At 70.9% G+C, this 24,758-nt stretch carries 30 protein-coding genes and 1 pseudogene; 14 read left to right on the top strand and 17 right to left on the bottom strand.

The annotated features are described in order from the left end of the window. Positions 1 to 15 precede the first annotated feature (15 nt). Complete coding sequence (locus ACQEVZ_RS11185) at positions 16 to 828, bottom strand: helix-turn-helix transcriptional regulator (protein WP_433364966.1); 813 nt, start codon at positions 826 to 828, stop codon at positions 16 to 18. A gap of 102 nt (positions 829 to 930) precedes the next feature. On the opposite strand from ACQEVZ_RS11185, the gene ACQEVZ_RS11180 reads away from it, so the two are divergent. Then, positions 931 to 1,641, top strand: a complete 711-nt coding sequence (locus ACQEVZ_RS11180; protein WP_433364963.1) for an SDR family oxidoreductase — start codon at positions 931 to 933, stop codon at positions 1,639 to 1,641. 729 nt (positions 1,642 to 2,370) lie between these two features. On the opposite strand, the gene ACQEVZ_RS11175 is transcribed toward ACQEVZ_RS11180, so the two are convergent. The 3 genes from ACQEVZ_RS11175 to ACQEVZ_RS11165 all read right to left on the bottom strand — a co-directional run bounded on the left by ACQEVZ_RS11175 (position 2,371) and on the right by ACQEVZ_RS11165 (position 3,996). After that, entirely contained in the window at positions 2,371 to 2,505 is a 135-nt protein-coding gene (locus ACQEVZ_RS11175; RefSeq protein WP_433364960.1) for a hypothetical protein, read from the bottom strand. A 575-nt stretch (positions 2,506 to 3,080) separates the two neighbouring features. Next, complete coding sequence (locus tag ACQEVZ_RS11170) at positions 3,081 to 3,446, bottom strand: VOC family protein (RefSeq protein WP_433364957.1); 366 nt, start codon at positions 3,444 to 3,446, stop codon at positions 3,081 to 3,083. Between the two features lie 55 nt (positions 3,447 to 3,501). Further along, positions 3,502 to 3,996: a DinB family protein gene (locus tag ACQEVZ_RS11165; RefSeq protein ID WP_344515276.1), complete on the bottom strand. Its 495-nt coding sequence runs from the start codon at positions 3,994 to 3,996 to the stop codon at positions 3,502 to 3,504. A gap of 22 nt (positions 3,997 to 4,018) precedes the next feature. Between ACQEVZ_RS11165 and ACQEVZ_RS11160 the strand changes: the two genes are divergently transcribed. Continuing rightward, a complete protein-coding gene (locus ACQEVZ_RS11160; RefSeq protein WP_433364953.1) occupies positions 4,019 to 4,840 on the top strand; it encodes a hypothetical protein in 822 nt (273 codons plus the stop codon). On the opposite strand, the gene ACQEVZ_RS11155 is transcribed toward ACQEVZ_RS11160, so the two are convergent. Beyond that, on the bottom strand, positions 4,837 to 5,340 hold the full coding sequence (locus ACQEVZ_RS11155) for a MarR family winged helix-turn-helix transcriptional regulator (RefSeq protein ID WP_354905130.1): 504 nt from the start codon (positions 5,338 to 5,340) through the stop codon (positions 4,837 to 4,839). The genes ACQEVZ_RS11160 and ACQEVZ_RS11155 overlap by 4 nt on opposite strands. A 65-nt stretch (positions 5,341 to 5,405) precedes the next feature. On the opposite strand from ACQEVZ_RS11155, the gene ACQEVZ_RS11150 reads away from it, so the two are divergent. Beyond that, positions 5,406 to 6,359: a hypothetical protein gene (locus tag ACQEVZ_RS11150; RefSeq protein WP_433364949.1), complete on the top strand. Its 954-nt coding sequence runs from the start codon at positions 5,406 to 5,408 to the stop codon at positions 6,357 to 6,359. A gap of 123 nt (positions 6,360 to 6,482) precedes the next feature. Here ACQEVZ_RS11150 and ACQEVZ_RS11145 read toward each other — a convergent pair whose 3' ends face one another. Continuing rightward, complete coding sequence (locus tag ACQEVZ_RS11145) at positions 6,483 to 6,956, bottom strand: macro domain-containing protein (RefSeq protein WP_433364946.1); 474 nt, start codon at positions 6,954 to 6,956, stop codon at positions 6,483 to 6,485. A 79-nt stretch (positions 6,957 to 7,035) separates the two neighbouring features. On the opposite strand from ACQEVZ_RS11145, the gene rnhA reads away from it, so the two are divergent. Continuing rightward, positions 7,036 to 7,752, top strand: a complete 717-nt coding sequence (gene rnhA / locus ACQEVZ_RS11140; protein ID WP_433364943.1) for a ribonuclease HI — start codon at positions 7,036 to 7,038, stop codon at positions 7,750 to 7,752. Between the two features lie 93 nt (positions 7,753 to 7,845). On the opposite strand, the gene ACQEVZ_RS11135 is transcribed toward rnhA, so the two are convergent. Further along, positions 7,846 to 8,475, bottom strand: coding sequence for a LysR substrate-binding domain-containing protein (locus ACQEVZ_RS11135; protein ID WP_433364940.1), 630 nt, complete (start codon positions 8,473 to 8,475; stop codon positions 7,846 to 7,848). Here ACQEVZ_RS11135 and ACQEVZ_RS11130 point away from each other — a divergent pair. The 3 genes from ACQEVZ_RS11130 to ACQEVZ_RS11120 all read left to right on the top strand — a co-directional run bounded on the left by ACQEVZ_RS11130 (position 8,459) and on the right by ACQEVZ_RS11120 (position 10,254). Continuing rightward, positions 8,459 to 8,704, top strand: a complete 246-nt coding sequence (locus tag ACQEVZ_RS11130) for a hypothetical protein (protein WP_433364937.1) — start codon at positions 8,459 to 8,461, stop codon at positions 8,702 to 8,704. The two genes, ACQEVZ_RS11135 and ACQEVZ_RS11130, sit on opposite strands and share 17 nt — an antisense overlap. An 18-nt stretch (positions 8,705 to 8,722) precedes the next feature. Further along, positions 8,723 to 8,965 (top strand): hypothetical protein, encoded by a 243-nt coding sequence (locus tag ACQEVZ_RS11125; RefSeq protein WP_433364934.1) that lies wholly within the window; start codon positions 8,723 to 8,725, stop codon positions 8,963 to 8,965. Between the two features lie 62 nt (positions 8,966 to 9,027). Then, entirely contained in the window at positions 9,028 to 10,254 is a 1,227-nt protein-coding gene (locus ACQEVZ_RS11120; protein WP_433364931.1) for a HEAT repeat domain-containing protein, read from the top strand. A gap of 9 nt (positions 10,255 to 10,263) precedes the next feature. Here ACQEVZ_RS11120 and ACQEVZ_RS11115 read toward each other — a convergent pair whose 3' ends face one another. After that, on the bottom strand, positions 10,264 to 10,857 hold the full coding sequence (locus tag ACQEVZ_RS11115) for a hypothetical protein (protein WP_433364928.1): 594 nt from the start codon (positions 10,855 to 10,857) through the stop codon (positions 10,264 to 10,266). A gap of 214 nt (positions 10,858 to 11,071) precedes the next feature. On the opposite strand from ACQEVZ_RS11115, the gene ACQEVZ_RS11110 reads away from it, so the two are divergent. Next, positions 11,072 to 11,929 carry a polysaccharide deacetylase family protein gene (locus tag ACQEVZ_RS11110; protein WP_433364925.1) on the top strand — a complete coding sequence of 286 codons (858 nt, stop codon included), beginning with the start codon at positions 11,072 to 11,074 and terminating at the stop codon, positions 11,927 to 11,929. 96 nt (positions 11,930 to 12,025) lie between these two features. Here ACQEVZ_RS11110 and ACQEVZ_RS11105 read toward each other — a convergent pair whose 3' ends face one another. Both ACQEVZ_RS11105 and ACQEVZ_RS11100 read right to left on the bottom strand, forming a co-directional pair. Beyond that, on the bottom strand, positions 12,026 to 13,150 hold the full coding sequence (locus ACQEVZ_RS11105) for a hypothetical protein (protein WP_433364922.1): 1,125 nt from the start codon (positions 13,148 to 13,150) through the stop codon (positions 12,026 to 12,028). 785 nt (positions 13,151 to 13,935) lie between these two features. Next, positions 13,936 to 14,475, bottom strand: coding sequence for a TetR/AcrR family transcriptional regulator (locus tag ACQEVZ_RS11100; protein ID WP_344515311.1), 540 nt, complete (start codon positions 14,473 to 14,475; stop codon positions 13,936 to 13,938). A 177-nt stretch (positions 14,476 to 14,652) separates the two neighbouring features. On the opposite strand from ACQEVZ_RS11100, the gene ACQEVZ_RS11095 reads away from it, so the two are divergent. Next, positions 14,653 to 15,084, top strand: a complete 432-nt coding sequence (locus ACQEVZ_RS11095) for a hypothetical protein (RefSeq protein WP_354905172.1) — start codon at positions 14,653 to 14,655, stop codon at positions 15,082 to 15,084. A 45-nt stretch (positions 15,085 to 15,129) separates the two neighbouring features. Here ACQEVZ_RS11095 and ACQEVZ_RS11090 read toward each other — a convergent pair whose 3' ends face one another. The 3 genes from ACQEVZ_RS11090 to ACQEVZ_RS11080 all read right to left on the bottom strand — a co-directional run bounded on the left by ACQEVZ_RS11090 (position 15,130) and on the right by ACQEVZ_RS11080 (position 16,220). Next, positions 15,130 to 15,351 (bottom strand): hypothetical protein, encoded by a 222-nt coding sequence (locus ACQEVZ_RS11090; protein ID WP_433364917.1) that lies wholly within the window; start codon positions 15,349 to 15,351, stop codon positions 15,130 to 15,132. 117 nt (positions 15,352 to 15,468) lie between these two features. Then, entirely contained in the window at positions 15,469 to 15,615 is a 147-nt protein-coding gene (locus tag ACQEVZ_RS11085; RefSeq protein WP_433376727.1) for a diguanylate cyclase domain-containing protein, read from the bottom strand. Next, the gene (locus tag ACQEVZ_RS11080) at positions 15,591 to 16,220 is read right to left on the bottom strand and encodes a chondroitinase family protein (protein WP_433364914.1); all 630 of its coding nucleotides are present in this window, start codon (positions 16,218 to 16,220) and stop codon (positions 15,591 to 15,593) included. Before ACQEVZ_RS11080 ends, ACQEVZ_RS11085 begins: the two co-directional genes overlap by 25 nt. A gap of 104 nt (positions 16,221 to 16,324) precedes the next feature. Here ACQEVZ_RS11080 and ACQEVZ_RS11075 point away from each other — a divergent pair. Continuing rightward, positions 16,325 to 16,588 (top strand): annotated as a pseudogene (locus ACQEVZ_RS11075) (winged helix-turn-helix domain-containing protein); the annotation flags it as partial. Positions 16,589 to 16,793: 205 nt separating this feature from the next. On the opposite strand, the gene ACQEVZ_RS11070 reads toward ACQEVZ_RS11075, so the two are convergent. Together ACQEVZ_RS11070 and ACQEVZ_RS11065 are read right to left on the bottom strand one after the other, a co-directional pair. Continuing rightward, complete coding sequence (locus ACQEVZ_RS11070) at positions 16,794 to 17,099, bottom strand: hypothetical protein (protein WP_433377289.1); 306 nt, start codon at positions 17,097 to 17,099, stop codon at positions 16,794 to 16,796. Between the two features lie 146 nt (positions 17,100 to 17,245). Then, the gene (locus ACQEVZ_RS11065; protein ID WP_433364911.1) at positions 17,246 to 18,049 is read right to left on the bottom strand and encodes an SGNH/GDSL hydrolase family protein; all 804 of its coding nucleotides are present in this window, start codon (positions 18,047 to 18,049) and stop codon (positions 17,246 to 17,248) included. Positions 18,050 to 18,480: 431 nt separating this feature from the next. On the opposite strand from ACQEVZ_RS11065, the gene ACQEVZ_RS11060 reads away from it, so the two are divergent. Beyond that, complete coding sequence (locus ACQEVZ_RS11060; RefSeq protein WP_433364908.1) at positions 18,481 to 19,575, top strand: DUF3103 family protein; 1,095 nt, start codon at positions 18,481 to 18,483, stop codon at positions 19,573 to 19,575. Between the two features lie 531 nt (positions 19,576 to 20,106). Here ACQEVZ_RS11060 and ACQEVZ_RS11055 read toward each other — a convergent pair. Together ACQEVZ_RS11055 and ACQEVZ_RS11050 are read right to left on the bottom strand one after the other, a co-directional pair. Then, a complete protein-coding gene (locus ACQEVZ_RS11055; RefSeq protein ID WP_433364905.1) occupies positions 20,107 to 20,742 on the bottom strand; it encodes a response regulator in 636 nt (211 codons plus the stop codon). Beyond that, the gene (locus ACQEVZ_RS11050; RefSeq protein WP_433364902.1) at positions 20,739 to 21,941 is read right to left on the bottom strand and encodes a sensor histidine kinase; all 1,203 of its coding nucleotides are present in this window, start codon (positions 21,939 to 21,941) and stop codon (positions 20,739 to 20,741) included. The genes ACQEVZ_RS11055 and ACQEVZ_RS11050 overlap by 4 nt, the downstream gene beginning before the upstream one ends. Positions 21,942 to 22,089: 148 nt before the next feature. Between ACQEVZ_RS11050 and ACQEVZ_RS11045 the strand changes: the two genes are divergently transcribed. The 3 genes from ACQEVZ_RS11045 (at position 22,090) to ACQEVZ_RS11035 (ending at position 24,758) form a co-directional block, all read left to right on the top strand. Then, positions 22,090 to 23,178: an ABC transporter permease gene (locus tag ACQEVZ_RS11045; protein ID WP_433364899.1), complete on the top strand. Its 1,089-nt coding sequence runs from the start codon at positions 22,090 to 22,092 to the stop codon at positions 23,176 to 23,178. After that, positions 23,175 to 23,858, top strand: coding sequence for an ABC transporter ATP-binding protein (locus ACQEVZ_RS11040; protein WP_433364896.1), 684 nt, complete (start codon positions 23,175 to 23,177; stop codon positions 23,856 to 23,858). Before ACQEVZ_RS11045 ends, ACQEVZ_RS11040 begins: the two co-directional genes overlap by 4 nt. A gap of 204 nt (positions 23,859 to 24,062) precedes the next feature. Continuing rightward, positions 24,063 to 24,758 carry an amidohydrolase family protein gene (locus ACQEVZ_RS11035; RefSeq protein ID WP_433364893.1) on the top strand — a complete coding sequence of 232 codons (696 nt, stop codon included), beginning with the start codon at positions 24,063 to 24,065 and terminating at the stop codon, positions 24,756 to 24,758.

Here is a 24,758-nt window from a genome sequence, read left to right as displayed (position 1 = left end):
TGTGTTGAACGGTTTCTACGTATGCTGCCCGGTGGCGCTGTGCGTGGCGCCGCCGGGTGGCATCAGCAGCTCGAGCGCGGCGTGGTCGGGGCTGCCCGGATCGGCCCGGAACATGACGAAACGCTGCCCGTCCACGGCCGTCAGGATCTCCGACGTCAGCTCCAGGCGCCCCGCCCGTACATGCTGAAACGCCCGCCGCGAGCCGCTCTTCACCCGCACGTCATAGGTCGCCCACAGGTCCGCGAAATCGTCGCTGCGGTGCTGCAGGTCGGCGACCAGCGCGGCACGCTCCGGCCCGTCGGCGACCGTGCGCAGGTGCGCCACGCAGTCCTCCGCCATCCGCCGCCACGACACGAACACCTCCCGGGCCGCCGGGTGCGTGAACACGTACGTCACCAGGTTCCCCGGCACCGTCAGGCCTGGGAGCAGCGACCCGCCCTCCTCGTTGGCGGCGAGCAGATCGCTGGTCTGCGTCAGCACGTACGCCGGAGTCGGCCGCACCGTCTCCAGCAACTCCCGCAGCGCCGGCCTGACCTCCTTTCCCGACTCCTTGACGTCGTCCGCCGGACCGGCCAGGCGGTGCAGGTGCGCCCGCTCGTCGTTGTCGAGCCGCAGCACGCTCGCCAGCGCGTCGAGCACCGACCGGCCCGGGTTTGTGTCCCGCCCCCGCTCCAGCCGCGTGTAGTAGTCGACGCTCACCCCCGCGAGCGCGGCCAGCTCCTCCCGCCGCAGCCCCGGCGTCTGCCGCCGACCGGTCCCAGCGGGCAGCCCCGCCTCGGCCGGACTGACCCTGCCGCGCCGGTTGCGCAGGAACTCCCCGAGACTCACGGTCTGATTCTGCCGGTTGTCTGCTTCCCGGGAGGGGCCCTGCGAGGGCCCGGCCTGACCTGGTCCTCCCGCCCTTGTACGAACGGCGGCAGGCTGCTGGTCATGACACAGCAGCACGTCCTGGTGATCGGCGGCAGCTCCGGCATGGGCCTCGCCCTCGCCGCCCGACTCCTGTCCACTGGCCGCCGCGTGACGATCGCGGGCCGTTCCCCCGACCGCCTCGCCGCCGCGGCCGCCCGCCTCGCGTCCCCCGTCACCTGCGTCCAGGCCGACATCAGCGTCGAATCGCAGGTCGCCGCCCTCACGGACGACACCCTCGACCACGTGGTCGTGACGGCCGCCGATGCGGTGGGCGCCTACGCGCCGCTGCCCTCCTTCACGCTCACCGCGGCCACCGCGGTCCTCGCCACGAAGGTCCTCGGCCCCTGGCTGGTCGCCAAACACCTCGCTCCCGCCCTGCGCCCCGGCGGCTCGCTCACGTTCACGTCGGGCATCGCCGCGTACCGCCCAGGCCCCGGCGCCTCGATGATCGCCACCGCCAACGGCGCCCTGGAATCCCTGGCCCGCTCACTCGCCCTGGAACTCGCCCCCATCCGCGTCAACGTCGTCTCACCCGGCTGGGTCGACACCCCCATCTGGGACACCCTCGCCGGCCCAGCGAAACACGACCGCCTGTCCGCCATGGCCGCCAAACTCCCCACCGGCCGCGTAGGCACCCCCGACGACATCGCCCAGGCCTTCCTGTCCCTCCTCGACAACCCCTTCATCACCGGCACCGTCCTCCACGCCGACGGCGGCCACCGCCTCGTCTGACGCTGTACTTGCTCCACGGGCGAGCCCGCGGGGCGGCTTCGGTCATGGGTGGGGCGGCTTCGGCTACGTGCGGGGCGGCTTCGGCCGGATGCGCGTGACGGCGGTTGCCGCGTGGCGGGCGGTTGCCGTGTGACGACGGTGTTGGTGTGGCAGCGGCGGTGGCGTGACGGATTCCGGGCGGGCCGTACGGCACGCCTGCAGTCAGCGTTCGCGATTACGGAACGCACCGAGCGCCAACGGGACACCGATGATCCCGGCGAGCAGAGCGACCGCCACCCCGATCCAAAGTCCTGCACTCATGCGAGCCCTCGTGCCGCCACGCCTTCACGGCAAACCCACCCGAACCACCCGCACTCGCTCGACGCCCCGCTACCCGCCTCCGGTGCCGGGCCTCCTCCCGCCCCTGGCGCTCGCACCCTCCGGCATCCAGGGCGCTACCCGCCCGCCACAGACGCTGGTCAATGCCCCTGAATGCGGCATTTGCTCCAGAGACGTTGCGCGATCTACACCCAATTTGATCTCCAAAATGTAGGTGGATTGCGCAACGTCGATGGCGAAATGAGGACAATTCGGGGCATTGATCAACGTCTGCATGTGGGGGTGGAAGTGGAGGTTCCTCACCGTCGCCGTATTCGCTCGCGCGGCCGAATCGCAAGCGTCGCCGTGGTGGTGCTTGCTGCGGCGACGTAATGGACCAGCGGCGTGTTCATCGCGAGGATGGGCGGCGCGTCATTGGCGAGGGTTGCGGCGCTGGTGTTGAAGACGCTCCACGCCGTCGGCGGCTGCGCTGAGCGGCACCGGCGCGGGGTGCGGCGCCTTGCCGGGGTCAGCGTCGGCGGGCCGGTCGTACTCGCCGGAGTTCACACCCGCGCGTCCTTGCCTGCCACGCTCCCACGGCGTACTCGCGCCGGACCCTGATGCTAGGAAGGCCGCGCCTCGCGGCATGGCGGCAACTTCGGGCGGAGTCCACGCCCGCGGCAGCCAGCCTTGCGGCTCGGCGGTGAGCTCGCGCCGGACCCTGATGCTAGGAAGGCCGCGCCTCGCGGCATGGCGGCAACTTCGGGCGGAGTCCACGCCCGCGGCAGCCAGCCTCGCGGCTCGGCGGTGAACTCGCGCCGGGAGTCCGCGCCAGCACGCTCCTGCCCGCCGCGCCCCTGCCGCCACGCCCCTGCTCGTCGCGGCCTTGCGGCGCGCCCGCCCGGCAGGGGCCGTGCCCGCGGAAGGCTGCCGATCGCTTCTGTGCTACCGGCGACCTCCTGGCCCGTCGCATGGGTGCCTGCTGAGCGGACGCCTGTTGCCAAGCGGCCCGCGCGAACAGACCTCCGCAGTCCAAGCGCTCTGCGAGTTAGAATTCCGCAGCCCAAGCGCTCTGCGAGTTAGGACTCCGCGATTGGAGCCTTCTGCGAATCAAAGGTCCCGTGCGTGGAGCCTGCTGCGGATCAGGACTCCTCAGGGGCGGGGGTCTCCTGCGGGCCGCCGCCGAAGCTGAGCTCGTTGCCGTCGGGGTCGGCGAAGATGGCTTTCCTCACGCCATTGTCGTACGTCTCCGTTCTTGTCGGGGCGAGGCCGCGTTCGGCGGCTCGGGCAACGCGCTCGTCGAAGTCGGCGACGAACACCGTGTGCATCGCGTGGCCGGCGCGTTCTGGAAGGAGCTCGATGTACAGATACCGGTGCTCGGCCAGCGCCCACACGGCCTCGGTGTCGTTGGGCAGGAACTCGGGCGGCTCGCCGAGCAGCTGCTCGTAGAACCGTCGCGCCGCTGTCAGGTCGCGCACCGCGATGCCCGCGAACAGGTCAACCGTCATGTCCACCATCCTCTCAATCGGCCCGCAGCGCGCGGGTCGGCTCGGTGATACGGGGTCATCCATCGAAGCCCGTGGCGCCGTCGGTCTGCTCGCGGAGGATGTCGGCGTGGCCCGCGTGCCGTGCGGTCTCCTCGATGAGATGGACATACAGCCAGCGCAGCGAAACCCGGCCCAGGCGCGGTGACGGCACCGTGTCGTCGAGCGCGAAACCGGCGCAGATCTCCCGCGACGTGGCGCACGCCGCCCGGTAGTCGGCGACGAGCGACTCGACGCTCGCGTCGCCGGGCACGTCCCAGTTGTCGCTCGGCGCCGCGCGGTCCCCGCCGAGCACGCCGTGGAACCACTCGCGCTCCACATCGGTGAGGTGCAGCACCAGCCCCGCTAGGGTGGTCCGGGACGGCACGAGCCGCCGTGAAGCGTCCACTGTGGACAGGCCTGAGACCTTGCGGACGACGATGTCGCGATACAGGTCGAGGAACGTTTCCAGTACATCACGCTCGCCGGCGGCGCTGACGAGCTCGTCGGGAGCGAGCGGTGGCGCAGGGCTCATAGGTCAACCATAGGATCTGGGTATGACACTTTCGCGGCTCCAGGACTCGCTCGACCTGATGTGCGCGACGGCGGCTCCCGATGCCGCCGCCGTGGCCGCGGTCGACGCATGGAGCCGGCGGACCGGGCTGGCGCTGCCGGCGGCCGTCCGCGAGTTCTACACCACCGACGTCTCCCTCGAGCTGTCCGACGGCGGCACCTGGACGCTGCCCTTCACCGACCTGTGGCGCGAGTTCGGCGGCGACGCCACGCTGTGGACGCTCGACGAGGTCCTCGCCGGGATGGGAGAGGAGAAGGTGTGCTTCGAGGCCGACGTCATGCGGATGCATCACGTGTACTTCCAGCCGGCGGGCGACGATCCCGTGCTGCACCACCACACGCGCGGTGAGGGCTGGAGCGTCGAGGAGGAGCCGTTCAGCGGCTGGTTGTTCGACTGGTTCGTGTCGTTCCACAACGACTCCGGCAGCCCGACATCGTTCTGGGGTCCGGACGCCGACCACGACGCGTCCGAGGAGCGCCAGCCGGTCCTGCCGTTCGGCAACGAACTGTGGCTGCGCGCCCGCGACCTGCCCGTGCCGGACGCGGTCGGGCAGGAGCTGACCCGCCGCCACGGCGAGCCGACGTCGGCCGGCGCGACGAGGTACTGGGGCATGCCCGACGGCCTCATCCAGGTCACCGGCGACGCCGGCGGGTCCGCCTGGTGGTTGCACGGCGACGACCCGGCGGCGTTGCAGCGGATCGCCGAGTCGGTGTGGTCGTTCGGCGACCTCGCGCGGACGCTCCGCAGCTCCACGATGTGCCACGACGAGACGGCCCGGAAACTCCTCGCGACGCTGCGCGCCTAGTGCTGTGACTGGCGGGTTTCGGCGGCGAGGACGAGGCGGCGGAGGAGCTCGGCGAGGGTCTGCCGCTCGTCGGCGGTGAGTGCCTCCAACAGGATCGACTCGCCGTGGTCCTCGCGCCCGGCCTGCTGCTCGAACGCGGCGCTGCCGGCCTCGGTCAGCCGTACGTGCACCCGCCGCCGATCCGCCGTGTCGCTCGTGCGGTCGATCAGCCCCGCCTCTTCCATCGGCGCGAGCCGCGCGGACAGCGCGCCCCGGGTCAGCCCGAGCACGTCGGCGAGCTGTGACGGGCTCGTCGCGTACGGCGGACCCAGCCTTCGCAGTTTCATAAGAATCTTGAACTGCCAGTGCGGCAGCCCGTCCGCCGCTAGGGTGTCCCGGCGTAACTGCTGCGTGTGCCGGGCGAGGATCGAGAGCCGCACGAAGATCGCCTCTTTGACCGGATCGAGCCACGGCAGCTCCCGCTCCCACGCCTCGATGTGCTCTTCGACGTCGTCCTTCATCGCCGCTCCCGTCGCGCGAAGTAGTTTTCTTGAGGATAGTTTTTTCGATTACTACTGTCGCCGTCATGACCGAGATCGCAGTTCCCCGGCAGGTCCTCGCGTCGGCCGCCCGTGCACTCGCCCACGCCGGCCGGTGGCAGGACGCGGCGGCCCTGCTCGACGCGGCGCCGCCCGGAGACCCGCTGCTGGCCCTCACCTCGGCGCAGGTGGCCGTCGAGTCGGATTGGTTCGCCGGTACGACCACCGCCCCCCACCGGCTCGCCATCGCCACCCGGCACGCTTCTTCACTCGACGACGAGGGACGGTGGGACCTCGCGTTCGCCGGCGTGCGGACCGAGTACCGGACCGTGCTGATGGCCGAACAGGCCGAGCGCGAGCCGGCCACGGCGCTCCTCCACCGCGCCGCCACCCTCGCCACCACCGCGCCGGACGCGGTCCGCAACGGCTGGGCCGAGATGTACCAGGGCCTCATCTGCGACAACCTCCTCGACAAGCCGGACAACGCACCCGCCCACTACCGCGCCGCGCTGGAGGCAGGAGCCGCCGACCCGCTCCTCGCCCGCGAGGCGCTGCGCCACCTCGGCGGCCACGACCACGACCACGGCGACACCGAGACCGCCCTCACCCGCTGGCGCCTCGCCACGGAACTGGGCGCCGCCGCCGGCAACGTCCCGGGCACGCTGTCGCAGCAACTCCTCCTCGCCGTCGCGACCCGAGCCACCGGCAACGAAGCCGGCGCCCTCACCCTCGCCACCGAGATCGCCCGCTGGGCAACGGCCATCGGCGCCCCGGCCCTCGCCGCTCAGGCGACCGCCTTCCTCGACGGCACCGACCCATTCGCTCCACCTCCTCCGCTGGCAACAGCACCAACGCCCGCCCCGATCACGTCACAGCCGACCCCGAGGGGAACCTCGACAGCCGCCGCAACCGAAGCCGCCATCACCGGCCAGATGCACACCGCGCCGGTGGTGGTCGTGCCGTTCATGACCGCGCCGCTGGCGACCACACCGCGGCAATGACGGGCGGGCGTCGCCACGCACACACCCAAAGCCACGGCGACCAGCCGCCCTCGCCGTCGGACGAAGCGCGGTGCCGTCGGTCAGGAGCGCCGAGCGGGCTCGTACATCAGCCGCCGACGCAGATCAGAAGTCATAGACCGTCACAGGAACATCGCGCTCGCACAGCGCCGACACGACCAGCGGCTCGACCTTGTCCCACCGGCCGCCGGCCAGGCCGCAGCCGATCCTCGGCATGTGGACGGACGCGCCGAGGTCCAGCGCACGGTCACCGACCGCCGTCAGTGCCCGCCCGATCGCCTCATAACGAACCGGCGGACCGGAGCTGCCCGTCTTGATGCCGTGCTGCCCGATCATGTTGGCCACGAACACCGACGGCTGCACCTCCAGGACCCGGACGGCACCGAGGGTGAAGTCGTTGCCGGCGCGTTCGCGATGCCAGCGGCGGTAGTCGCGCTCGGGCTCGGGCCAGCGGCGGGACACGGCGAGGACGAATCCCGCGCCCCAGTGCCCCTGGTCGTTGCAGACGTGGGCGATGATCTTCGGGCCGCTCGCCTGCGGGCTGGTCGCGTCGCCTTTGAGGATTCGCAGTGGTGTCATGCCACGAAGCATGCCAGCGGGGTACGACAAGAATCAGGGCTGCGCGTGCCGGACCGGGTTCGTGACGTAGGTTCTCTTGGTGGCTGAGCGGGTGGAGATCTGGACCGATGGGGCCTGCAGCGGCAACCCGGGCCCCGGCGGGTGGGGAGCGCTGCTGCGGTACGGCTCGGTGGAGAAGGAGCTGTGCGGTGGCGAGGCCACGCCGACGACGAACAACCGGATGGAGCTGACCGCGCCGATCCGGGCGCTGACGGCGCTGACCCGCGCGTCGGCCGTCGACCTGCACACCGACAGCACGTATGTCCGCAACGGCATCATGTCGTGGGTCGCGAAGTGGAAGCGCAACGGCTGGCGGACCGCCGCCGGCGAGCCGGTGAAGAACGAGGACCTGTGGCGGCAGCTCGACGACGCCGTCGCCCGGCACGAGGTCGCCTGGCACTGGGTCAAGGGCCACGCCGGCCACGTGGAGAACGAGCGCGCGGACCGGCTCGCTGCCCGCGGGCAGCGGGAGGCCCTGGAGGCGGCCGGAATGCCGGTGCCGGCGGCCGCTCCGGCGCCAGCGTCCCGCCCCGCACGCGCCACCGCCGCTCCCACCAGGGCCACCGCTGCCCCGGCCAGGACCGACGGCGTCCTCTGCCGGGCGCGGACGAAGTCGGGCAAGCCGTGCCCGATCGCGGCCCGCCCGTCCGGCCTGTGCCACGTCCACGACCCGGCGGTGCTCTGCGGCGCACCCACCAAGCGCGGTACACCCTGCGGCGTGGCGACCGGCGGCGGCCGCTGTCAGGCCCACGGCTAGGGCGACCTGACCACCCCCACGCGCCTGGCGAGCCGGACGGTGCGGAGATTTCCGCCAACGGGGATCATGCCGCAGCAGGCAACCACGAGGCGCTCAGGGCAGGGCGTCGATGTCCGCGCGGTCGCGGGCGATGCCGGCGGCCGAGGCGCGCAGCGCCTGCTGCACCGCGAGGACCGCCGGGGCGTCGGCGGCCGTGGCGCGGGTCGCGGTGAAGATGGTCCGCTGGAGGCGTTCCTCGCGGAGCGGGTGGGCGGCGATCTGCGGGAGCGCCGCGGTCAGCAGCGCCGGCAGGAGGGCGACGGCCCGCTGGGAGGCGACCAGGGCGCCGAGGACGAGCCCGTCGTCGCTGCGGTGCTGAATGCGGGGTTCGAAGCCGGCAAGCCGGTTGCAGACGTTGCGCAGGACCGCGTCCAGGCCGGTGCCGCGGTGACCGGTGGCCCACGCGGCGTCCTCACAGGCGGCGAGGGCGACCGGCGGGCGCGCGGCCAGCGGATGCGCCGGGTGCACGGCGAGGAGGACGTCCTCACGCAGCAGGTCGCGCCGGTCGATGTCGCGCTGGCGGGCGACCGGGACCGGGTCGTATTCGATGCCGACGACGAGGTCGACGGCGCGGGAACGCAGCTCGGCGGTCGTTGTGGGGGTCGCGGTGCTCGGCAGCCGGCTCGCCGGGCCCGACGTCGCCGGCGCGATCGCGGCCTTCCCGACGATGTGCGCGACGCTCACCGTGGTCGCCGCGACCCGTGACGACGCGGCGGCGGGCGTACACACGCTCGGGGGTCTGGTCCGCAGCCTGCCGTGCTACTTCACGTTCTGCCTCGTCGTCGCGCTCGCCACGCCGGTGATGGGTCTCGCCGCCGTGGGGTTGGGGCTGCTCGCGTGCTTGGCCGCGGCGGCGTTCACCTGGAGGTGGGTGCCTCTGGCGCCGAAGGCGGTGGCGGCGGGCGAGGGTTGACGGTGTCTGGCCGCGGTGGTGCGCAGCCAGGAGGAGTATCTCACCCTGATCAGCACCGGGGAGATCGTCACGCTCTTCCCGAGCCACGTGACCCGCTACTGGACGCGGCCGGACATCGCGTTCGTGCCGATGCGCGACATGAGCGCACTGGAATACGCACTGGTGTGGCACACCGAGTCAGAGACCGACCCCATCCGGGCCCTCGCCCGGACCGCGCGTGATCTCGGCCCTGTCAGCACATCAGACCTGACCGTGCGCTGACGCAACCGGATCGGACCAGGCACCATCCGCACCGCCGGGGCAACCATGACAGTTCGTAGTGGATGGCACACGATCGGGCGAGACCACAGTCGGATTCGAACCGGCGTCGACCGCATTTGCAGGCGGGCCCGGCTGCGGCAGCGATGCGTCCCGCCGTCGGCGCGGTTCGCGGCTGTGGCGCGGCCATTACCCTCATGTACGTGGGCGATGCGGACGAGGCTGCGCACGCGCGGCGGGATGCCCTGCTCGAGGAGGCGTTCCTGGCCGAGGAGCCGTGGGATCGCCGTCGGGCGCTGAGCATCCTGGCTCGCGACTGGCTCGCCGACCCCGACGTCCGCGAGTTGCTGCGCGAGTGCGCCCTTGGCGATCCGGACGGGGACGTCCGGGACGCGATGCTCGAAACCATCGCCCACCGCGGTCGTGCGGAGCCGGAGACGGTCGAGTGGCTGTTCGCGCTGGCGACCGGTGCCGATGAGTGGCGGCTGCGGCGTACCGCGCTCGTCCAGCTCGCGCAGTTGCGTCCCGCTGATCCGCGGGTCAGGCCCCTGGTGCGGGTCCGGGCGGTCGACGACCCGGAGGGTTGCGTTCGCCGCCAGGCCGTCGCCGCGTACGCGAGCGGCTGGCGCGACGAACCGGGCACCGTTGCGTGGCTGCTGGAGCGCGGCGTGGCCGACCCCGACCACAACGTGCGCCGGCAGGTGGTCAACTCGCTGGCCCGGCTGTGGCCGGGCCATCCGCGGGCGGGCGCGCACGTGCGCGGGCGCGTGCGCGAGGACGGACACAGCGCGGTGCGGTACGAGGCGGCGTACTGGCTGGCCCACGGCTGGCCCGACGCGCCCGGCACCGAAGCGGTGCTGCGCCGGTGCGCCGTCGCGGACCCGGCCGATAAGGTCCGCCGGTGCGCGATCGACGTGCTTGCCGGGTCGGCCCCGCATTCGCCGCTGTACGAGTACCGTCCCGGCCTGTGGCGTGACCGCCCCGGCGTGGTGGCGCTGGTTCGCGAGCGCGCGCTCGACGATCCGTCGCCGCTGGTGCGCCGCGCGTGCCTGGAGACCCTCGCCGCCGGTTGGACGGCTGACCCGCAAGTGCGCTCGATGCTGCGCGAGCGGGCCGTCGCCGACCCGGACTGTGCCGTGCGGATCGGCGTGTGGGAGGCACTGGTCCGCCGGTGGCCCGCCGATCCGTCCACAGTGGACCTCCTGCGGGAGCGGGCCGCCGCCGAACCCACCGACCTGGGGCGCCGCAACGCGCTGCGCGTTCTTGCCGAGGCGTCCGGTTGCGCCGAGTAGGCGCCGGCGTCACAGATCCAGGCGGTACCCCAGCCGCAGGCGCAGTTCCACGCACACCTCGTCGGCCGGGATCGTGTAGACCGCCGGGCCGCCCCAGTCGGCGTACTCCCGGTCGTGGTCGGCGATGTCGTTCTCGGACAGGTCGAGCAGGGCGAGCCTGTCGAGGGCCGCCGCGCGCAACAGTGCGCCCAGCCCGCCGCAGCGTACGTTGCGCAGCACCAGTTCCCGCAGGGCGGGCATCGACGCGTCAGCCAGTGCATCGAAGCCTTCCGGCGTCACCGGGTTGCCGCTGAGGTCGAGCCGGGTCACGGTGGTGCGCAGCGGGCTGTTGGTGAGTGCGTGGATGCCGTCGTGGCCGACCGCGTTGCCGACCAGCTCCAGGTGCGTCACGGCGGTCAACGCGGGGTTGGCCGCCAATGCCGCGGTCCCGCTGTCGCCGAGCTGGTTGTGGTGCAGCGCGAGCCGCTCCACGTCGGCGAACCGGGTGTCGGTGCGCAGCAGATCGTACGAGTCGGGCTCCAGCCCGACGTCGCGCAACGTCACCGACCGGGTCTGCGCGGCCCGGCTCAGCTGCTCGGCCAGCTCTCGATGCCCATCGCTCATGCGGTCTGCGCCTCTCCGTAGGAAGTACCGGTCATCGACCGTAGCGACCCATCGCTACGGTGCGGGGATGCCGGTTCGGCAGCATGGACCACACGCATCATCAGCGTTTCCGGCCGCACCGACCGGAAACCTCGGCAACCGAAGAGCTCCGGCATCCGTCTGTTCTGTAGCATCGTCGAGCCTTGACGGGTCCGGACCGAGTTGGAGTGCCTCCGTGCCGTTGCGCCGCATCGCCGTGCTCGGGTTGACCATCCTGATGCTGACCTTGACGCTCGGTGGCAGCCGCGGCAACAGCGGCCCGCCCGCGCCTGCTGTGGTCGCGCCGGTCGCGGCGGTGCCGGTGGTCGCCGAGCACCGGGAGCCGACGGTCCAACCGAGCGTGCCGAGCCCCGTGGCCTCGCCGTCCGTGTCGTCGCCGGTTGTCGCGACGGGCGACGGCCCGGCTGGGACGGTGCGCAAGACCGGGTCGGATGCGGTCGCGCTGACCTTCGACGACGGCCCGTGGGACGACACCCCTGCCGTGTTGGACCTGCTGGCCCAGTACCGCGTCAAGGCGACGTTCTGCATGGTCGGCCGGCAGGTCGCTGCGCGCGCTGAGATGGTCCGGCGGATGGTCGCCGAGGGGCACACCTTGTGCAACCACTCGTGGAGCCACGACGAGATGCTGCGCACCCGTACGCCTGATCAGATCAGATCCGACATGCAACGCACCATCGACGCGATCCGGGCGGTCGCGCCCGGCGCGGTGATCGGCTACTTCCGCGCCCCTGGCGGCAACTGGTCGCCCGGCATCGTGAGCATCGCGGCCGGTCTGGGCATGACGTCGATCTCGTGGACCGTCGACCCGCGGGACTGGAGCGGCCCGGGAGTCCAGTCGGTCGTGAATACCGTGCTGACGAAGACTTGTCCTGGTGGGATCGTGCTCCTGCACGACGGCGCGGGGCCGCAGACGGTCGCCGCGCTGCGAACGATCCTGCCCGACCTGGCGGGCCGGTTCACCCTGATCGCCCTCCCGGTGCCGACCAGCGTGGCCCAACTACCACCACGCCGCATGAGCAGGGCGGATGAGTAATCGGCAACCTGCGGTGCCTGGTGGCGCTCGTTTGTGCGGCACGTGCGCACCGGCCACGGTGGTCGGTGCGCACGTGTTCGTGGTCGCTCCCAGGGCTCAGTGGAGCAGGTCGAGCCTGTTGTTGGTGTCGTCGACGAAGTAGACGCCGCGGTTCTCCGGTGCGATGGCGAGGCCGAACAGGGCGCCCGCGCCGAGGTCGTCGAGGGTGCGGAACGCGACCTGCGTCTTCTGGCACGGGTTGGTTTCGACGATGTTCCCGTCTCCGCTGTTGACGGTGAGCACGTTGCCGTTGGGCGCGATCGCCAGCCCGAGCGGGCCGGACAGGTGTCCGTTCTGGGTGATGGTGCGTCCGGTGCCGGCGCTCGTCTTGCGGTCGTCCGCATCCGGAATGGCGGCGATGCGGTTGGCGACGGTGTCGGCGACGTACAGCGTGCCGTCCTTACCCAGGCCGACTCCGGTCGGGCCGATGATCAGCGCATCCGGGTCGGTCTTCTCCGTGAATCCGGAACCGATGGTCGTGATCTTGCGCAGCGCCGGCGGTTTGCTTCCCTCGATCTTCAACTCGAGGCGCAGCACGGTTCCCTGGTTGGTGGTGGCGGGTACGCCGCCGACGATCCCGTTGAGGACATTCGTGAGGAACAGGTCGACCGATTCCCCGTCATCGTCCGCGGTCATGTCCCACGGGCCGTTGATGCCGTGTCCGGAGAACGTCTCGCGCACCTTGCCCTTGCTGTCGAGGACGATCAGGCAGCCCGCCTGGGCCGTCGCGGAGGTGCCGTCCGCGGTGGGCAGGCTGCCCACGATGACCCAGCCGGTACGCAGGACCACGAGCGCGGTGGTCAACCCGACGCCGCCAGGGCACGCGCCCGGCAGTTTGTCGGCGTCGATCCGGGCGAACAGGCGGACTTTGCCATCGCGGCTGATCTGCACGATCGTGGTGCCGGTGCCCTGCTGATTGTTGGCGTTGTTGAAGTTGCTGACCAGTACCTCGCCCTTGCGCAGATTGTCCTTGCTGCGTGGCACCACCGCGACGCCGTACGGGTTGACGTCGCCGTTGGCCGGCACCGTCGACGCGATGACGGAGGTCTTGTTGAACTGGTTGATGAACGGTGTCCTGGAGCGCCATTCGTCGGTCGAATGGGCCGAGGCGCTCGGGGCGAACGTTCCAGCCGCCAGCGCGGCAGCTGCCGCGCAAATGCCAGCCTTGAGTGCGAATTTCACGACCGTGCTTGCCTTCCTGTGTGTGGATCGTCTGACTCGGACGGCCGGAGTCTGCGACGGCCCGGGTTTCCGATCGTCGGGTCAGACAGGTATGCGCTCCGCCATCGCCGCATCTCGCCGTGTCCGTCGCGGCAGTTCGTGGGTCGGCGGTGCCGAGTGCTTCCCCGATTCGTTCGGCGGAAACTTCGTACTCCCCGCCGCGGATACGAAATAGGTAGAAGAGTAGGAATAATTCCCAATTGGAAACCATTTTAAATATGTTCTATATGTACGTTTTATAACTAAATTCGAGCGGGCGTGTCCGGACGCTCGCGGCTCGTGCCTGGTGCGTGCCGACCGGACACGTCGCAGCGCGACCCTGTGCTTGCCGAAACCTCATCCGGGCAGGTCAAGCGGCATGTTCGTACTCGTGGAGGATGCCGCATCGGGACCACGACGTATCGGATCTTGAGCGTGAAGGTCCTGGCGGGTGCGGAGTTGGATGAGTGATGGAGTGGTCTTCCCGGCGGCTGACGGGCCGATGGCACTGATGGCGCTGTTGCGTTTGCCGATCGGGGGCGCGTTCGAGTGCGTGCCGGCTCGGTCCTCGGGCGGCGGTGGCGAGTTCAATGAACGCTGCGGCGACGCGGAGCCCGCGCGGGGCGTCGGCACCGAGTTCGTAATGTCCGCGGCGGAGGTTCTGCATGAACGCGTGCCGACCGCCCCTCGGCACCGGCCTGCCAACAATTCCTACGTCGTCATTGCCGTGGTCGCGGGTCCGGGTCGGTGGGTGGCGGCGCCGCGTATCAGGGCGTGCCGCGGAACGCGTCGACTCCGTTGCGCCATGTGGTGTCGACATCGGCGTGGGGTGGGAATCGATGGTTCAGCTCGAGGATGACCATCCCGTGCGCGAAGGCCCAGATTGCCCGCGCTCGTTCGAGATCGCCGCCTGTTGCGTTGACCAGCGGCATCGCGGCTGCCTCCTCGACGCCGGGAGTGATCAGGTCGCGACGCAGGGGCCTTTCGGTCATCAGCCGGTACAGGTTCGGCTGGCGGCAGGCGAAGTCGCGGTACGCGGCGGTGAGGGAGGCGATCGGATCGTCGGACCGTTCGACGGCCCGGGTGAACAGTTCGGCTTGTTCCTCGAAGCCCACTGAGATCAGCGCGGCCTCCAGCGCCTGCTTGTCGCGGACGTGTTCGTAGATCGACGAGGCGCGGATCCCGAGGTGGGCGCCGAGGCGACGCATCGACAGCGCGTCAGGGCCTTCCCGCTCGAGAAGCTCGCGCGCGGTCCGCACAATCTCCCGGGCCCGCGGAGTGAGCTGACTCAGCGCTTGGGACGTCATCGGCCGTCCATGGTCCAAGACCCGAACATTTCGGAGCCAACCAATTCGAGGCCAACACGTGGAGCACGCATCTCACATCGCCCTTTCCGTGCCACCCTAACGGTGTTAGGTTAACAGCCTAACACCGTTAGGGTCAGGATTTTTCGGCAGTGATCCTAGCCGAGAAAAGGAGTACCGATGACTGTTCGTACCTCATCCGTAGCAGTCGGTGCCGTCGCCGGCTCCAGGCGGGTCCGTGGCCGCGTTGCGCAGGCCCTGCTCGTCCTCGCCGCATTGGGCGCCGTCGTCGCAGTGGTCAGCGCGGTCAGCACCGTCGCGGACGCCGGACCGGCCACGCGCATGGTCGAGACGTGGCGCATGCTCGGCTTCGGCGTCTTCGCCGGCGTGTTCCTGCTGCTGGCCTACCGGCCCCGGCTCTACGCCGGGATCTGGGAGCTTTCCATCCTCAACAAGCTCGGACTGAGCCTCGCCGCGCTGTCCTTCGGAAGCGAGACCGCCGACGCTCGCGCGGCCCTGATCGCCGACGGCGCGGTCACGCTCATGCTGCTGGCCGCATACATCCTCGCCCGGGGCTGGACGGCATGGTCAGCCGCACGGGCCATGGCGTGACGCAGGTTGATGGGCACCGACATGAGCAATGAATACGGCCGCAGGCTACGCAGCCTGCGAGTATTCGTTGATCAGGCCGCCGAGGATCGGACGCCGTTGGACCCGGGCGGCGGTGAGGTCGACGACCTGCGGTGGCGGGTTCGGTGGTCGCTGGCCGATCGACCGGCGTGGCCCCGCCAGCTTGACGCGGTCACCGGCCCGGACCCGCCGGAGCCAGGCGCTCGCCGGCCCGTCACTGTGCAGATAGGCGAGCAGGCTGGTCCGCACTTCGGCGACCCCTCATCTCGTCTTCCCGAGGTGTGTGCTCCGAGCGGCGGCTGGCATTGGATTTTTGCAAGGTCTATCCGCCGTGGCCCCTGTCGCCAACCTCCGTGGTCAGTACGCCTAGGCCTCGACGAAGCGGGATTTCCCGCTCGTCTTCGCGGTGTACATCGCCGCATCGGCCTCGCGCAGCACGTCGTCCGCTGTCATGCCGGGACTGTGGACGGCGATGCCGACACTCGCCGTCACACCGGCGTGCTCCTGGTCGATAGCGATGGGACGCCGGCCCGCCGCGGGGCGACGATCCGCAGCGTGTTCATGTCCGGGTGCGCCCGGCCGTGCATGTCGTAGTCGTACCGGACCCACGCGGTGCGCCAGCCCGTGAAGTTGAGGTGGAAGTCGAACCAGGCATCGGTCCGGCCGTCACGGCCGAACTTGAACCGCACCACGTCGTCCATGGCGGTTTCGTTGTAGATCCATATGGAGAAGGTGTCGACGGTGCCCTGCCACGCCTGGTCGGACAGCGGGGTCGGCCGGTAGGGGTCGCGTTCCCAGCGCAGGTGGGCGCGGACGGTGATGTCCGACCGAGCCGCGAAGTCCCACCGCATCGAGCGGGTGCCGCAGACGGCGGCACGGTCGCTGATGGCCAGCATGGAGCCCGCACTGGCCGTGATGTGCGCAGGGACGGCGGTCTCCAGCAAGAAGGCTGGTGGGTCAAGCTCCAGCGCACGCCGCTCCAGATCGGGCAGTTCCGCGCCGACGGCGAAGGCTGGTGCTGGCAGGAGGCCCGGGGCGGCGGGCAGGATCGACAGGGCGGCAGCGCCGTAGTACAGGAACCGACGCCGGGACAGGGCGGGGGAGCGACGCACGTCCATGGGCCTTCCTTCGGGGAGGTCCGGGCAGGTTGTGCGTGGACGCTAAGAAGCGCCGAGGGAAGGAATCAAGGCGTACTCGTTCCCGTATCGAAGACAGTGATGCAATGATTGCGCCCGTACTTGGGAGGGAACCGATGGAAGGGCTGTGGCCGCGCGCAGCCGGGACGGCGGACGGCGACGGGACCAGGCAGCCACAGACCTCCCGGGAGCTCAAGTTCCGGCGGCTCGCGGGGGAGTTGCGGCGCGGGATCATCGACGGCACCTGGCCGGCCGGAAGCAAGCTGCCGACCGAACAGTCCCTGGCCACGGAGACCAGCTTGTCCATCAACACCGTCCGCCAGGCGTACCAGGAGCTGGCCACGAGTGGCCTGGTGGTGAGTACGGCGAGGCCTTTCCGGTCCATCAGCTCCGCCTGCGTCCGCGTCTGGTGGTGCGGGCATCGTGCGGCGGACGGGGCGGTTCGAGCCCCGCCGCAAGGGGCACGGCACCGGCCTCCAGGGCGGGCTGACCGGGCGACGGCCCTTGCAGCACCGCCGGAACGTCCACACCCGCCGCTGCGGCGAACCGGCCAGCTCAGCGGATCCCGGCGCCGCCCTGATCCGCGCGGATCGCGTCACCCGGGCCGCCTTGCGTCGCCGCCGCGCGCAGCGCGGCACGGATCTGCTCACCGGTCGGCAGGCGCAGCACACACGCGGCCGGGCCGTGCGGGTCGGCGCCGGTGACGTCACGCCCGTCGACGAGCACTGACGGCGACGGGTAGTCCCCGACCCGCTCGAGCACCGTCACCGGCAGGCCGGCCTCCACCAGGCACTCGCGCAACAGGTCCCGCGTGGCGTCCAGGTTCGGGCAGTCCGGCACCGCGCGCAGCTCCACGATCACCCCACAAGTGTCAACCCTGTACCAAAGATCGCCCAACTCGACACTGCCCCTCCTCGCCGCCGAGTCGACCACTGTGGCGGCGGGGAGGGGCAGTGCAGGACCTGCGCGCGTTCGGACGGGTGGGCCTACCCGGACGTGAGCGCCGGTCAGCCGGTGGCGGAGCGGAAGACCGGGTAGTAGCCACCGGACTGGCCGGCGGCGGTCGGGTGGTAGGAGATGCCGAGGTTGGCGTAGTTGAGCGCGTGCAACCACTTCTCGCCGTAGCTGCACAGCTGGTGGCCGACGAATATCGAGCGCACGTCGGCAAATGTGAACCCGGCCTTGGCGGCGGCCGTCTTGGTGACGTCGTCGAGCAGGTTGATGCCCTCGTTGATCTTCGCGCGGGAGTTCGCGCTCAGCCCGACGCAGAACGTGCCGAGCTGGTAGAAGACCGGATAGCCGACGACCACGACGCGGGCCGAGGGCGACCGGCCCTTGATGCCGTTGTAGACACTGGCGAGCTTTGCCGGCAGTTGGCTGCGCACCTTGTCCTCGGCGGCTTGCACGGCCGCGATGCAGTCGGTCTCGCCGTACAGCACGCAGGCGGTCATGATGCTGGAGAACCCGATGTCGTTGCCGCCGACGGTGACGCTGACCAGGGTGGTGGTCGACGACAGGGCGGAGAGCTGGGTGTTGATGACATCGGTGGTCGTGGCGCCAGAGCAGGCGACTGAGCGGTACGACGCGGGCTTGACGTTGGTGTTGTACAGGGCGGGGTAGGCGTTGGTGCTGCGCTGGCACGAGCCGCTCTCGGCGGTGTAGTTGTCGGCGCCGACACCGGAGGCGTACGAGTCGCCGAGGGCGACGTAGCGACTGGTGACGGCGGCGCTGGCGGGCGTCGCAGCCGCGAACGTGGCGCCGAGGGCGGCCGCCAGGCTCAGGGTGAGGGTAACGAGTCGGGATCTCCGCACGTCGCACTCCTGTTGTAGGGGGCGTGTCCGGAGATTGATATCAAGCTATGAATGCGACAAGATAGACCCATTCGCGCCAATTGACCAGACTGATCTATCGGTACGAATCGTCCGAACCGAACTTCCGACGGCTGGGTAGGCTCCAGCCAGGTGGGTTGGGGTCCGGAGCAGAGTGCGGCCTGGCCGCCGCCATCGCGGGGCCCGCTGCCCGCGGTCGGCGTTGAGGGGCCGACCGGGCCCACCGAGTGTCATGCGCCGCTGGCCGGCCCCATCGGCCAGGCGCTAACGTCGCCGCCCGATGGCACTCGCGGGCCGCCTCGCGAGGCACCCGCGGCGGCACGCAGGAAGGTTTATTGTCATCTATGGACGAATGTATCACTCTATTGAGGAACGTCGATCACGAGTCGGCGTCCGGAGATGGAGGAGTCTGCGTGAACCCATCCACGTTCCGCCGCGGCGGGGTCCCGGTGCTGATCGCTGCGACGACCGTGCTCGCCCTGCTCGGCGTGCCGCCGTCATCCGCCGTTGCCGCGCCTGCCGCACCTGCTGAGCCGGCGGGGACCGTCCAGGCCGTCACCGCTCGGCTCGCCGGGCAGCTCGCGGTGTCGCTGCGCGACTCGGGCCAGCGGGATCGCGTCGTGGCCGCCGCGGCGGCCGGGCCGGTCGACCTCGCGACGGTCCGGCTCGGCGCGTCGTTCGCCGCGTCGGTGCGGGCCGCCAACGCCGCGGTACACGCGGCCAAAGGACTGCCCGGCGATGTGTCGCTGCTGCAGGTGCGCCTGGCGCACCCGGACATGCTGCCGGCGCTGCGGCGCGGCGCGGTCCCGGTCGTGGCGGCGACCCCGACCGACGACGCGCCGGCCAACCTGATCGGCTACGACCCCGCCGGGCGGACAGTGCACATCGCTGCGGCACACGTGCCGCAGCGACCGGTGCTGCTCGTCGAGGTCGACACCGCCAAGGCCATGGCCCTGGGTATCGAGGTCGTCCGGCAGCGGCTCGGCGGTGCGGGCACGGACGCCGTGGCGGCGGCCACCGGATACTGGGCCACCAAGGTCACCGCGATCCGGCTGAGCAACGACCAGGAGCCGTGGTTCAAGGGCGGCGCCGAGATCTACAGCATCGTCGGCGGGTTCGGCCTCGACGGCGCGGCGAAGGTCGACATCGTGCAGATGCCGTACCTCGACAACGACGGCACCACCTACACGCCGAACCAACTGCTGGTGCACTTCAACGGATACAAGTACAACCTCGCCGACGTGGTGATGATGGAGGACGACGGCGACACCAACTACCAGCAGCTGGCCCAGGCGATCGCTACCGCGCTGCTGACCATCGTCGACGGCGGCGCGTACGCACCGCTCGTCGACGCCATCCTCGCCGCGCTGCCGAGCTCGTGGTACACCGACGATCCTGACTACGTCGACTCCTGGTACACGCTGTCCACCGCCAGCAGCGGCCGCCTCACCGGCGCGGCCGGCAACGGCTGGATGGACGTCACGCCGTACTTTGTGCAGCCGCTGTAACCACCTGCGCTGCGGTGCAGAACCTTCAGCGACCCCAGTCGCAGCCGACATGAGGCCACGTGATCTCGGGTCGCGGCACTCATCGGCAACCGCAGGACGAGTCCGACATGCAGCGAGGACATGCCTCGCCGCATGTCGGGCGAACCGTCGGTGCGCGCCTCGGCGCGCGGCGCGCCTGCGGCGCTGTTGCGTATGCCGATCGGAGGACGCGTTGGGAGCACCACCAGCGGCCGCCGTCGAGTTCGCGGGCCCACACCCGCGCCACCGACAGGTCGGCGTAGTCGGGATGGTTGAGCAGCCGCAGGATCTGTTCACGTTCCACATCGGACAGTGCCGACGGTGGCGGCTTCCGCGGGCCCGCGGCTTCGGTGGTGATGGTGGGGTGTGGTGGCGGTAGAGGGTGGGGCGGGACAGGCCGGTCAGCCGGCACGCGGCCGCGATACCCCACATGCCGGTCAGCGCCTGCTGCGCCTCGGCGAGAACGGGTTCGGCGACGGCGCGTCCGGCGCGCCGTCTTCTTGCAGTCCCCGGTCAGCGGCGGATGAGACCGAGGTTGGTGGCCGTGGCGACCGCGGAGGTGCGGGAGTCGACGCCGAGTTTGAGATAGATGCGAGCCAGGTGCGACTTGACGGTGCCTTCGGTCAGGTGCAGGCGGGCGCCGATCGCCTGGTTGGACAGTCCCTCGGCGACCAGGGTGAGGACTTCGGTTTCGCGGCGGGTCAGTGCGGTGTCGGGTTGGCGCAGGCGGTTCATCAGCCGGTCCGCGATGGCGGGCGCGAGGGTGGTGCGGCCGGCCGAGGCGGTGCGCACGGCGGCGGCCAGTTCCTCGGGAGGGGCGTCTTTGAGCAGGTAGGCGGTGGCGCCGGCGGCGATGGCAGGCAGGGTGTCGGCGTCGGTGTCATAGGTCGTCACGATCACCACGCGGGGCGCGCCCGGTCGTGCCGTGATCGCAGCGGTGGCTTCGGCGCCGGTCATCCCGCCTCTGAATTGCAGGTCCATGAGGACGACGTCGATGTCACCGTCCGCGGCCCGGGTGACGGCTTGCTCGGCGGTGGCGGCTTCGGCCACCACGGCCAGATCGGGTTCGGTTTCCAGGACAGCGCGCAGTCCGGCTCGCACGACAGGGTGATCATCGGCGATCAGCAGGCGAATCGTCGATCCGGTCATGAGTTGGTCCCGGTGCCGGTGGGGACCTGGATGGCCAGCGCGGTGCCGGCTCCGGTGGTGGCCTCGACGGTGAAGGTGCCGCCGAGCGCGTCGGCGCGGGCGCGCATCGCCGCGAGCCCGAATCCGCCGCCGTTCGGCTCAATGGCAGCGAGCTGGGTGGGGTCGAAGCCGGTGCCGTCGTCGACGATGTCCAGGGCGACCTGGTCGCCCAGGTAGCTGAGGGTGACGTCCACGGTGTCGGCGTCGGCGTGCCGGACGACGTTGGACAGGGCGGACTGGGCGATGCGCAGCAGCGCGATCTCGGTCGCGGCGGACAGCTGTACCGGGTCGCCGGTGCGGTGCAGGCGGGCGGTGATCCGGTGCCGTGCGGTCGTGGTGGCGCACAGCCGCTCGAGGGCTTCGACCAGGCCGGCGTCCTCCAGCGCGGGTGGGGTGAGCGCAGCGACGAAGCGACGGGCCTCGGCGAGGTTGTCCACCGCGGCCTGCCGGGCCTGCGCGACGTGACGAGCGGCCGTCTGCGCGGTGTCGGGCAGCGCGCGTTCAGCGGCGCGCAGCAGCAGCTGGATGCTGGACAGCCCTTGGGCCAGGGTGTCGTGGATCTCCCGGGCCAGCCGTTGCCGCTCGGCCAGCACCCCGGCGGAATGCTGGGCCGCGGCCAGATCCGCACGGGTGGCGGTCAGCTCCTCGATCAGCTGCCGCCGACGCTCACTCTCCCGATACAGGGCCTGGTAGCCCCGCACCCCGACGATCGCGACGGCCGCGCCGAGCAGCGGCCCAACCGTGATGGCCAACGTGAGCGCCCCGGCGTGAGCCGCGAAACCGGTGACCGCCACGAGCGCAGTGGCCAGCACCGCGACGACACCAGCTCGGCGCGGTAGCAGGTGCAGCTGCAGGAAATACAGCGGGAACGCCACCCACACGCCGTCCGCGGACAGGGCCAGCAGGACCAGCCACCCTGCGACGACCGCGGCCAGCCACACCCTGGCCGCCCGGCGCGACGCGCGGACACGCGCGAACCGGACCCCGGCGCCATAGGTCAACGCGAGCGCGCCCGCCACCGCGACCACGAGCCATGCGTGCGCGCCGCCGTCGGCGACCGCCCGAGCGGCGGCCACCACCAGCAGCCCGGCGAGGAGCAGATGCAGGCACCACAGCAGGCCACGGGCCGTGCGGGGCAGGTGGGAGGCGGTCGAAGACATGATCTGTTCAGCGTACGGACAGCCACGCCAGGCCGGCCTCTATCAAAAGATGCAAGCCGCATCTGGTCTTGCGGCAGATGCCCGAACCCCTGCTCGACGGAGACCGTAGACACAGCCGCATCACGTCAAAGTAGAGGGGCGGAACACCGTGTTCGTCGCATGGCGCGACCTGCAGTTCGCCAGAGGCCGATTCGCCCTGATGGGCGCCGTCATCGTGCTGATCACCCTGCTCGTCGGGCTGCTGTCCGGCCTGACCGCCGGCCTCGGCCAGCAGAACATCTCCGCGATCACCGGCCTACCCGCCGATCGCATCGCGTTCAACGCCCCTGACCGGGGGCAGGACCTGTCGTACGCCAACTCGACCGTTACCGCCGAGCAATGGCAGCACTGGGCCCGCACGCCCGGCGTCACCAGCGCCGAACCGCTCGGCATCGGCACCACCCGGGCCAGCGCCGGCACCACGACCGTCGCCGTGTCCGTGTTCGGCGTCCAGCCCGGCTCCCCGCTCGCCCCGGCCGCCGACCGCATCGATGACCGATCCGTGGTGCTGTCCACCACCGCCGCGGACGACCTCGGACTCCACACGGGCGACACCCTCACTCTCGCCGGCCGGAGTCTGACCGTCGGCGCTGTCCGTGGCGACGCCTCCTTCAGCCATACCCCCGTCGTCTGGACGAGCCTGGCCACCTGGCGCCTGACCACCCCACCGACCAGCGAGCCGGATCGGGTGAGCGCAACCGTGATCGCCCTGACCACCACGAACGGAGCCGATGTCGCCGCCGGCGACCAAGCCGCCGGCACCCGCACCGTCACCCGCGACGACTCACTGTCCGCGATCGGCTCCTACACCTCCGAGAACGGCTCCCTGCAACTGATGCGCGGCTTCCTGTTCGCCATCTCCGCCCTGGTCATCGGCGCATTCTTCACCGTCTGGACCATCCAGCGCAGCGGCGACGTCGCCGTCCTCAAAGCCCTCGGCGCCTCCACCGCCGGTCTGCTGCGCGACGCCCTCGGCCAAGCCGCCGTCCTGCTCACCATCGGCACGCTCACCGGCACCGCTCTCGCCGCCGCGGCCGGCGCGTTCGTCGCCGGCACCGCCGTGCCGTTCCTGCTCACCCCGGCCACCATGCTCATCCCCGCCGCGGTCATGATCGCGCTCGGCGTGCTCGGCGCGGCCCTGTCCATTCGCCGGATCACCTCCGTCGATCCGCTGACCGCCCTCGGGAGCGCCCGATGACCCTGACCCTGACCGACGTCACCCTCACCTACCCCGACGGCGACACCCGCCTGACCGCACTCGACCACATCAGCCTCGACGTGCCCCGCGGCAACCTCACCGCCGTCGTCGGCCCCTCCGGCTCCGGCAAATCCAGCCTGCTCGCCGTCGCCGCCACCCTCATCACCCCGGACAGCGGCACCGTCACCATCGACGGCACCACCGTCACCGACCTCAGCCGCAACGACCAGGCCGCCATACGCCGCCGCAGCATCGGCATCGTCTTCCAGCAACCCAACCTGCTGCCCTCCCTCACCGCCGCCGAACAGCTCCAGGTCATGGCCGTCATCGACGGCCGCCGACCCGCCGCCGCACGCCGACGCGTCCTCGACCTGCTCGACGCCGTCGGCATGGCCGCACAAGCCGACCGCCGACCGCACCAGCTCTCCGGCGGTCAACGCCAACGCGTCAACATCGCCCGCGCGCTCATGAACGACCCCACCGTTCTCCTCGTCGACGAACCCACCAGCGCCCTCGACCACGAACGCGGCGCCACCATCATCGACCTGATCACCCAGCTCACCCACCAGCGAGCCACCGCCACGATCCTCGTCACCCACGACCGCACCCACCTGACCGCCGCCGACCAGATCACCGAGGTCCGCGACGGCCGCCTCCTTGGCATGGCACGCTCGGAATAGCTCGCCGTGTCGCACATCGTCACCGGCCACGTGGGTCTGGACGGCGTCGACGGCGCGGTCACCGCACTGGCCGACCCAGAGGTCCACATCGACCCGGCGGCCCTGTCCATTTGATGGCGGAGTCGGACCGGAAGGGCGCAGTCCGCCGGCGGTGACGGTGCGAGGCTGAGATGGTCACTCAGCGTGCGCACCCGGGAGGGCTCCATGAGCACGGTCGTCGACGTGTACTGTCACGTGTTCAACGCGGCGGACCTGCCGGTGAAGGGGTTCGTCCACCGGCTGCACCTGCGCAACGCCGCGCTCGGCGGGCTGCTCTCCGGGCTGGTCGACACGCTCATCCAAGGCGCCGCGCCGTCGTTCGAGGCGGACCTCGGCCGGCTCAACACGCTCCTTGGCGGCGGCTACGGCGGTCCAGACGACTGGCTGCCGGTGCTCGCCGCGCACCCGCGGCTGCGGCTGAACCTCGGGCACTTCGGCGGCGCCCAGCAGACCGAGCCCGCCGACGGCTGGCCGTGGCGGATGGCCCAGGCGATGGCCGACCACCCCGGGCTTTTCGCCGACGTCGGCAACCACCGCATCCACGATCCCGCGATCCGCGTCGGCTACGCCGAGACCCTGCGGAGCATGCGCGCCGGCGCGGCGACCCGATCCGTCGCGGAGCGGGTGATGTACGGCAGCGACTGGTACATGCTCGCCCTGTACCCCGACGACGACCTCTTCCTGGAGCGCTACCTGACGCTGTTCGCCGGCTTCGGCGACGAGGCCCGCGACGCGTTCTCCGGCCGCAACGCGCTGCGCTTCCTCGGCTTCGACGACCCGCAGAACCGCAACGCGCAGCGGTTGTCGCAGCGGTACGAGCGGTACGCCCCCGCCAACGTCGCGGCCTGGCTCGCTCGTTGA

It is taken from the genome of Dactylosporangium sp. CA-152071, assembly GCF_050936335.1.
GTDB classification, from domain to species: Bacteria; Actinomycetota; Actinomycetes; order Mycobacteriales; family Micromonosporaceae; genus Dactylosporangium; species Dactylosporangium maewongense.
This window is presented reverse-complemented; position numbering and strand designations above follow the sequence as displayed.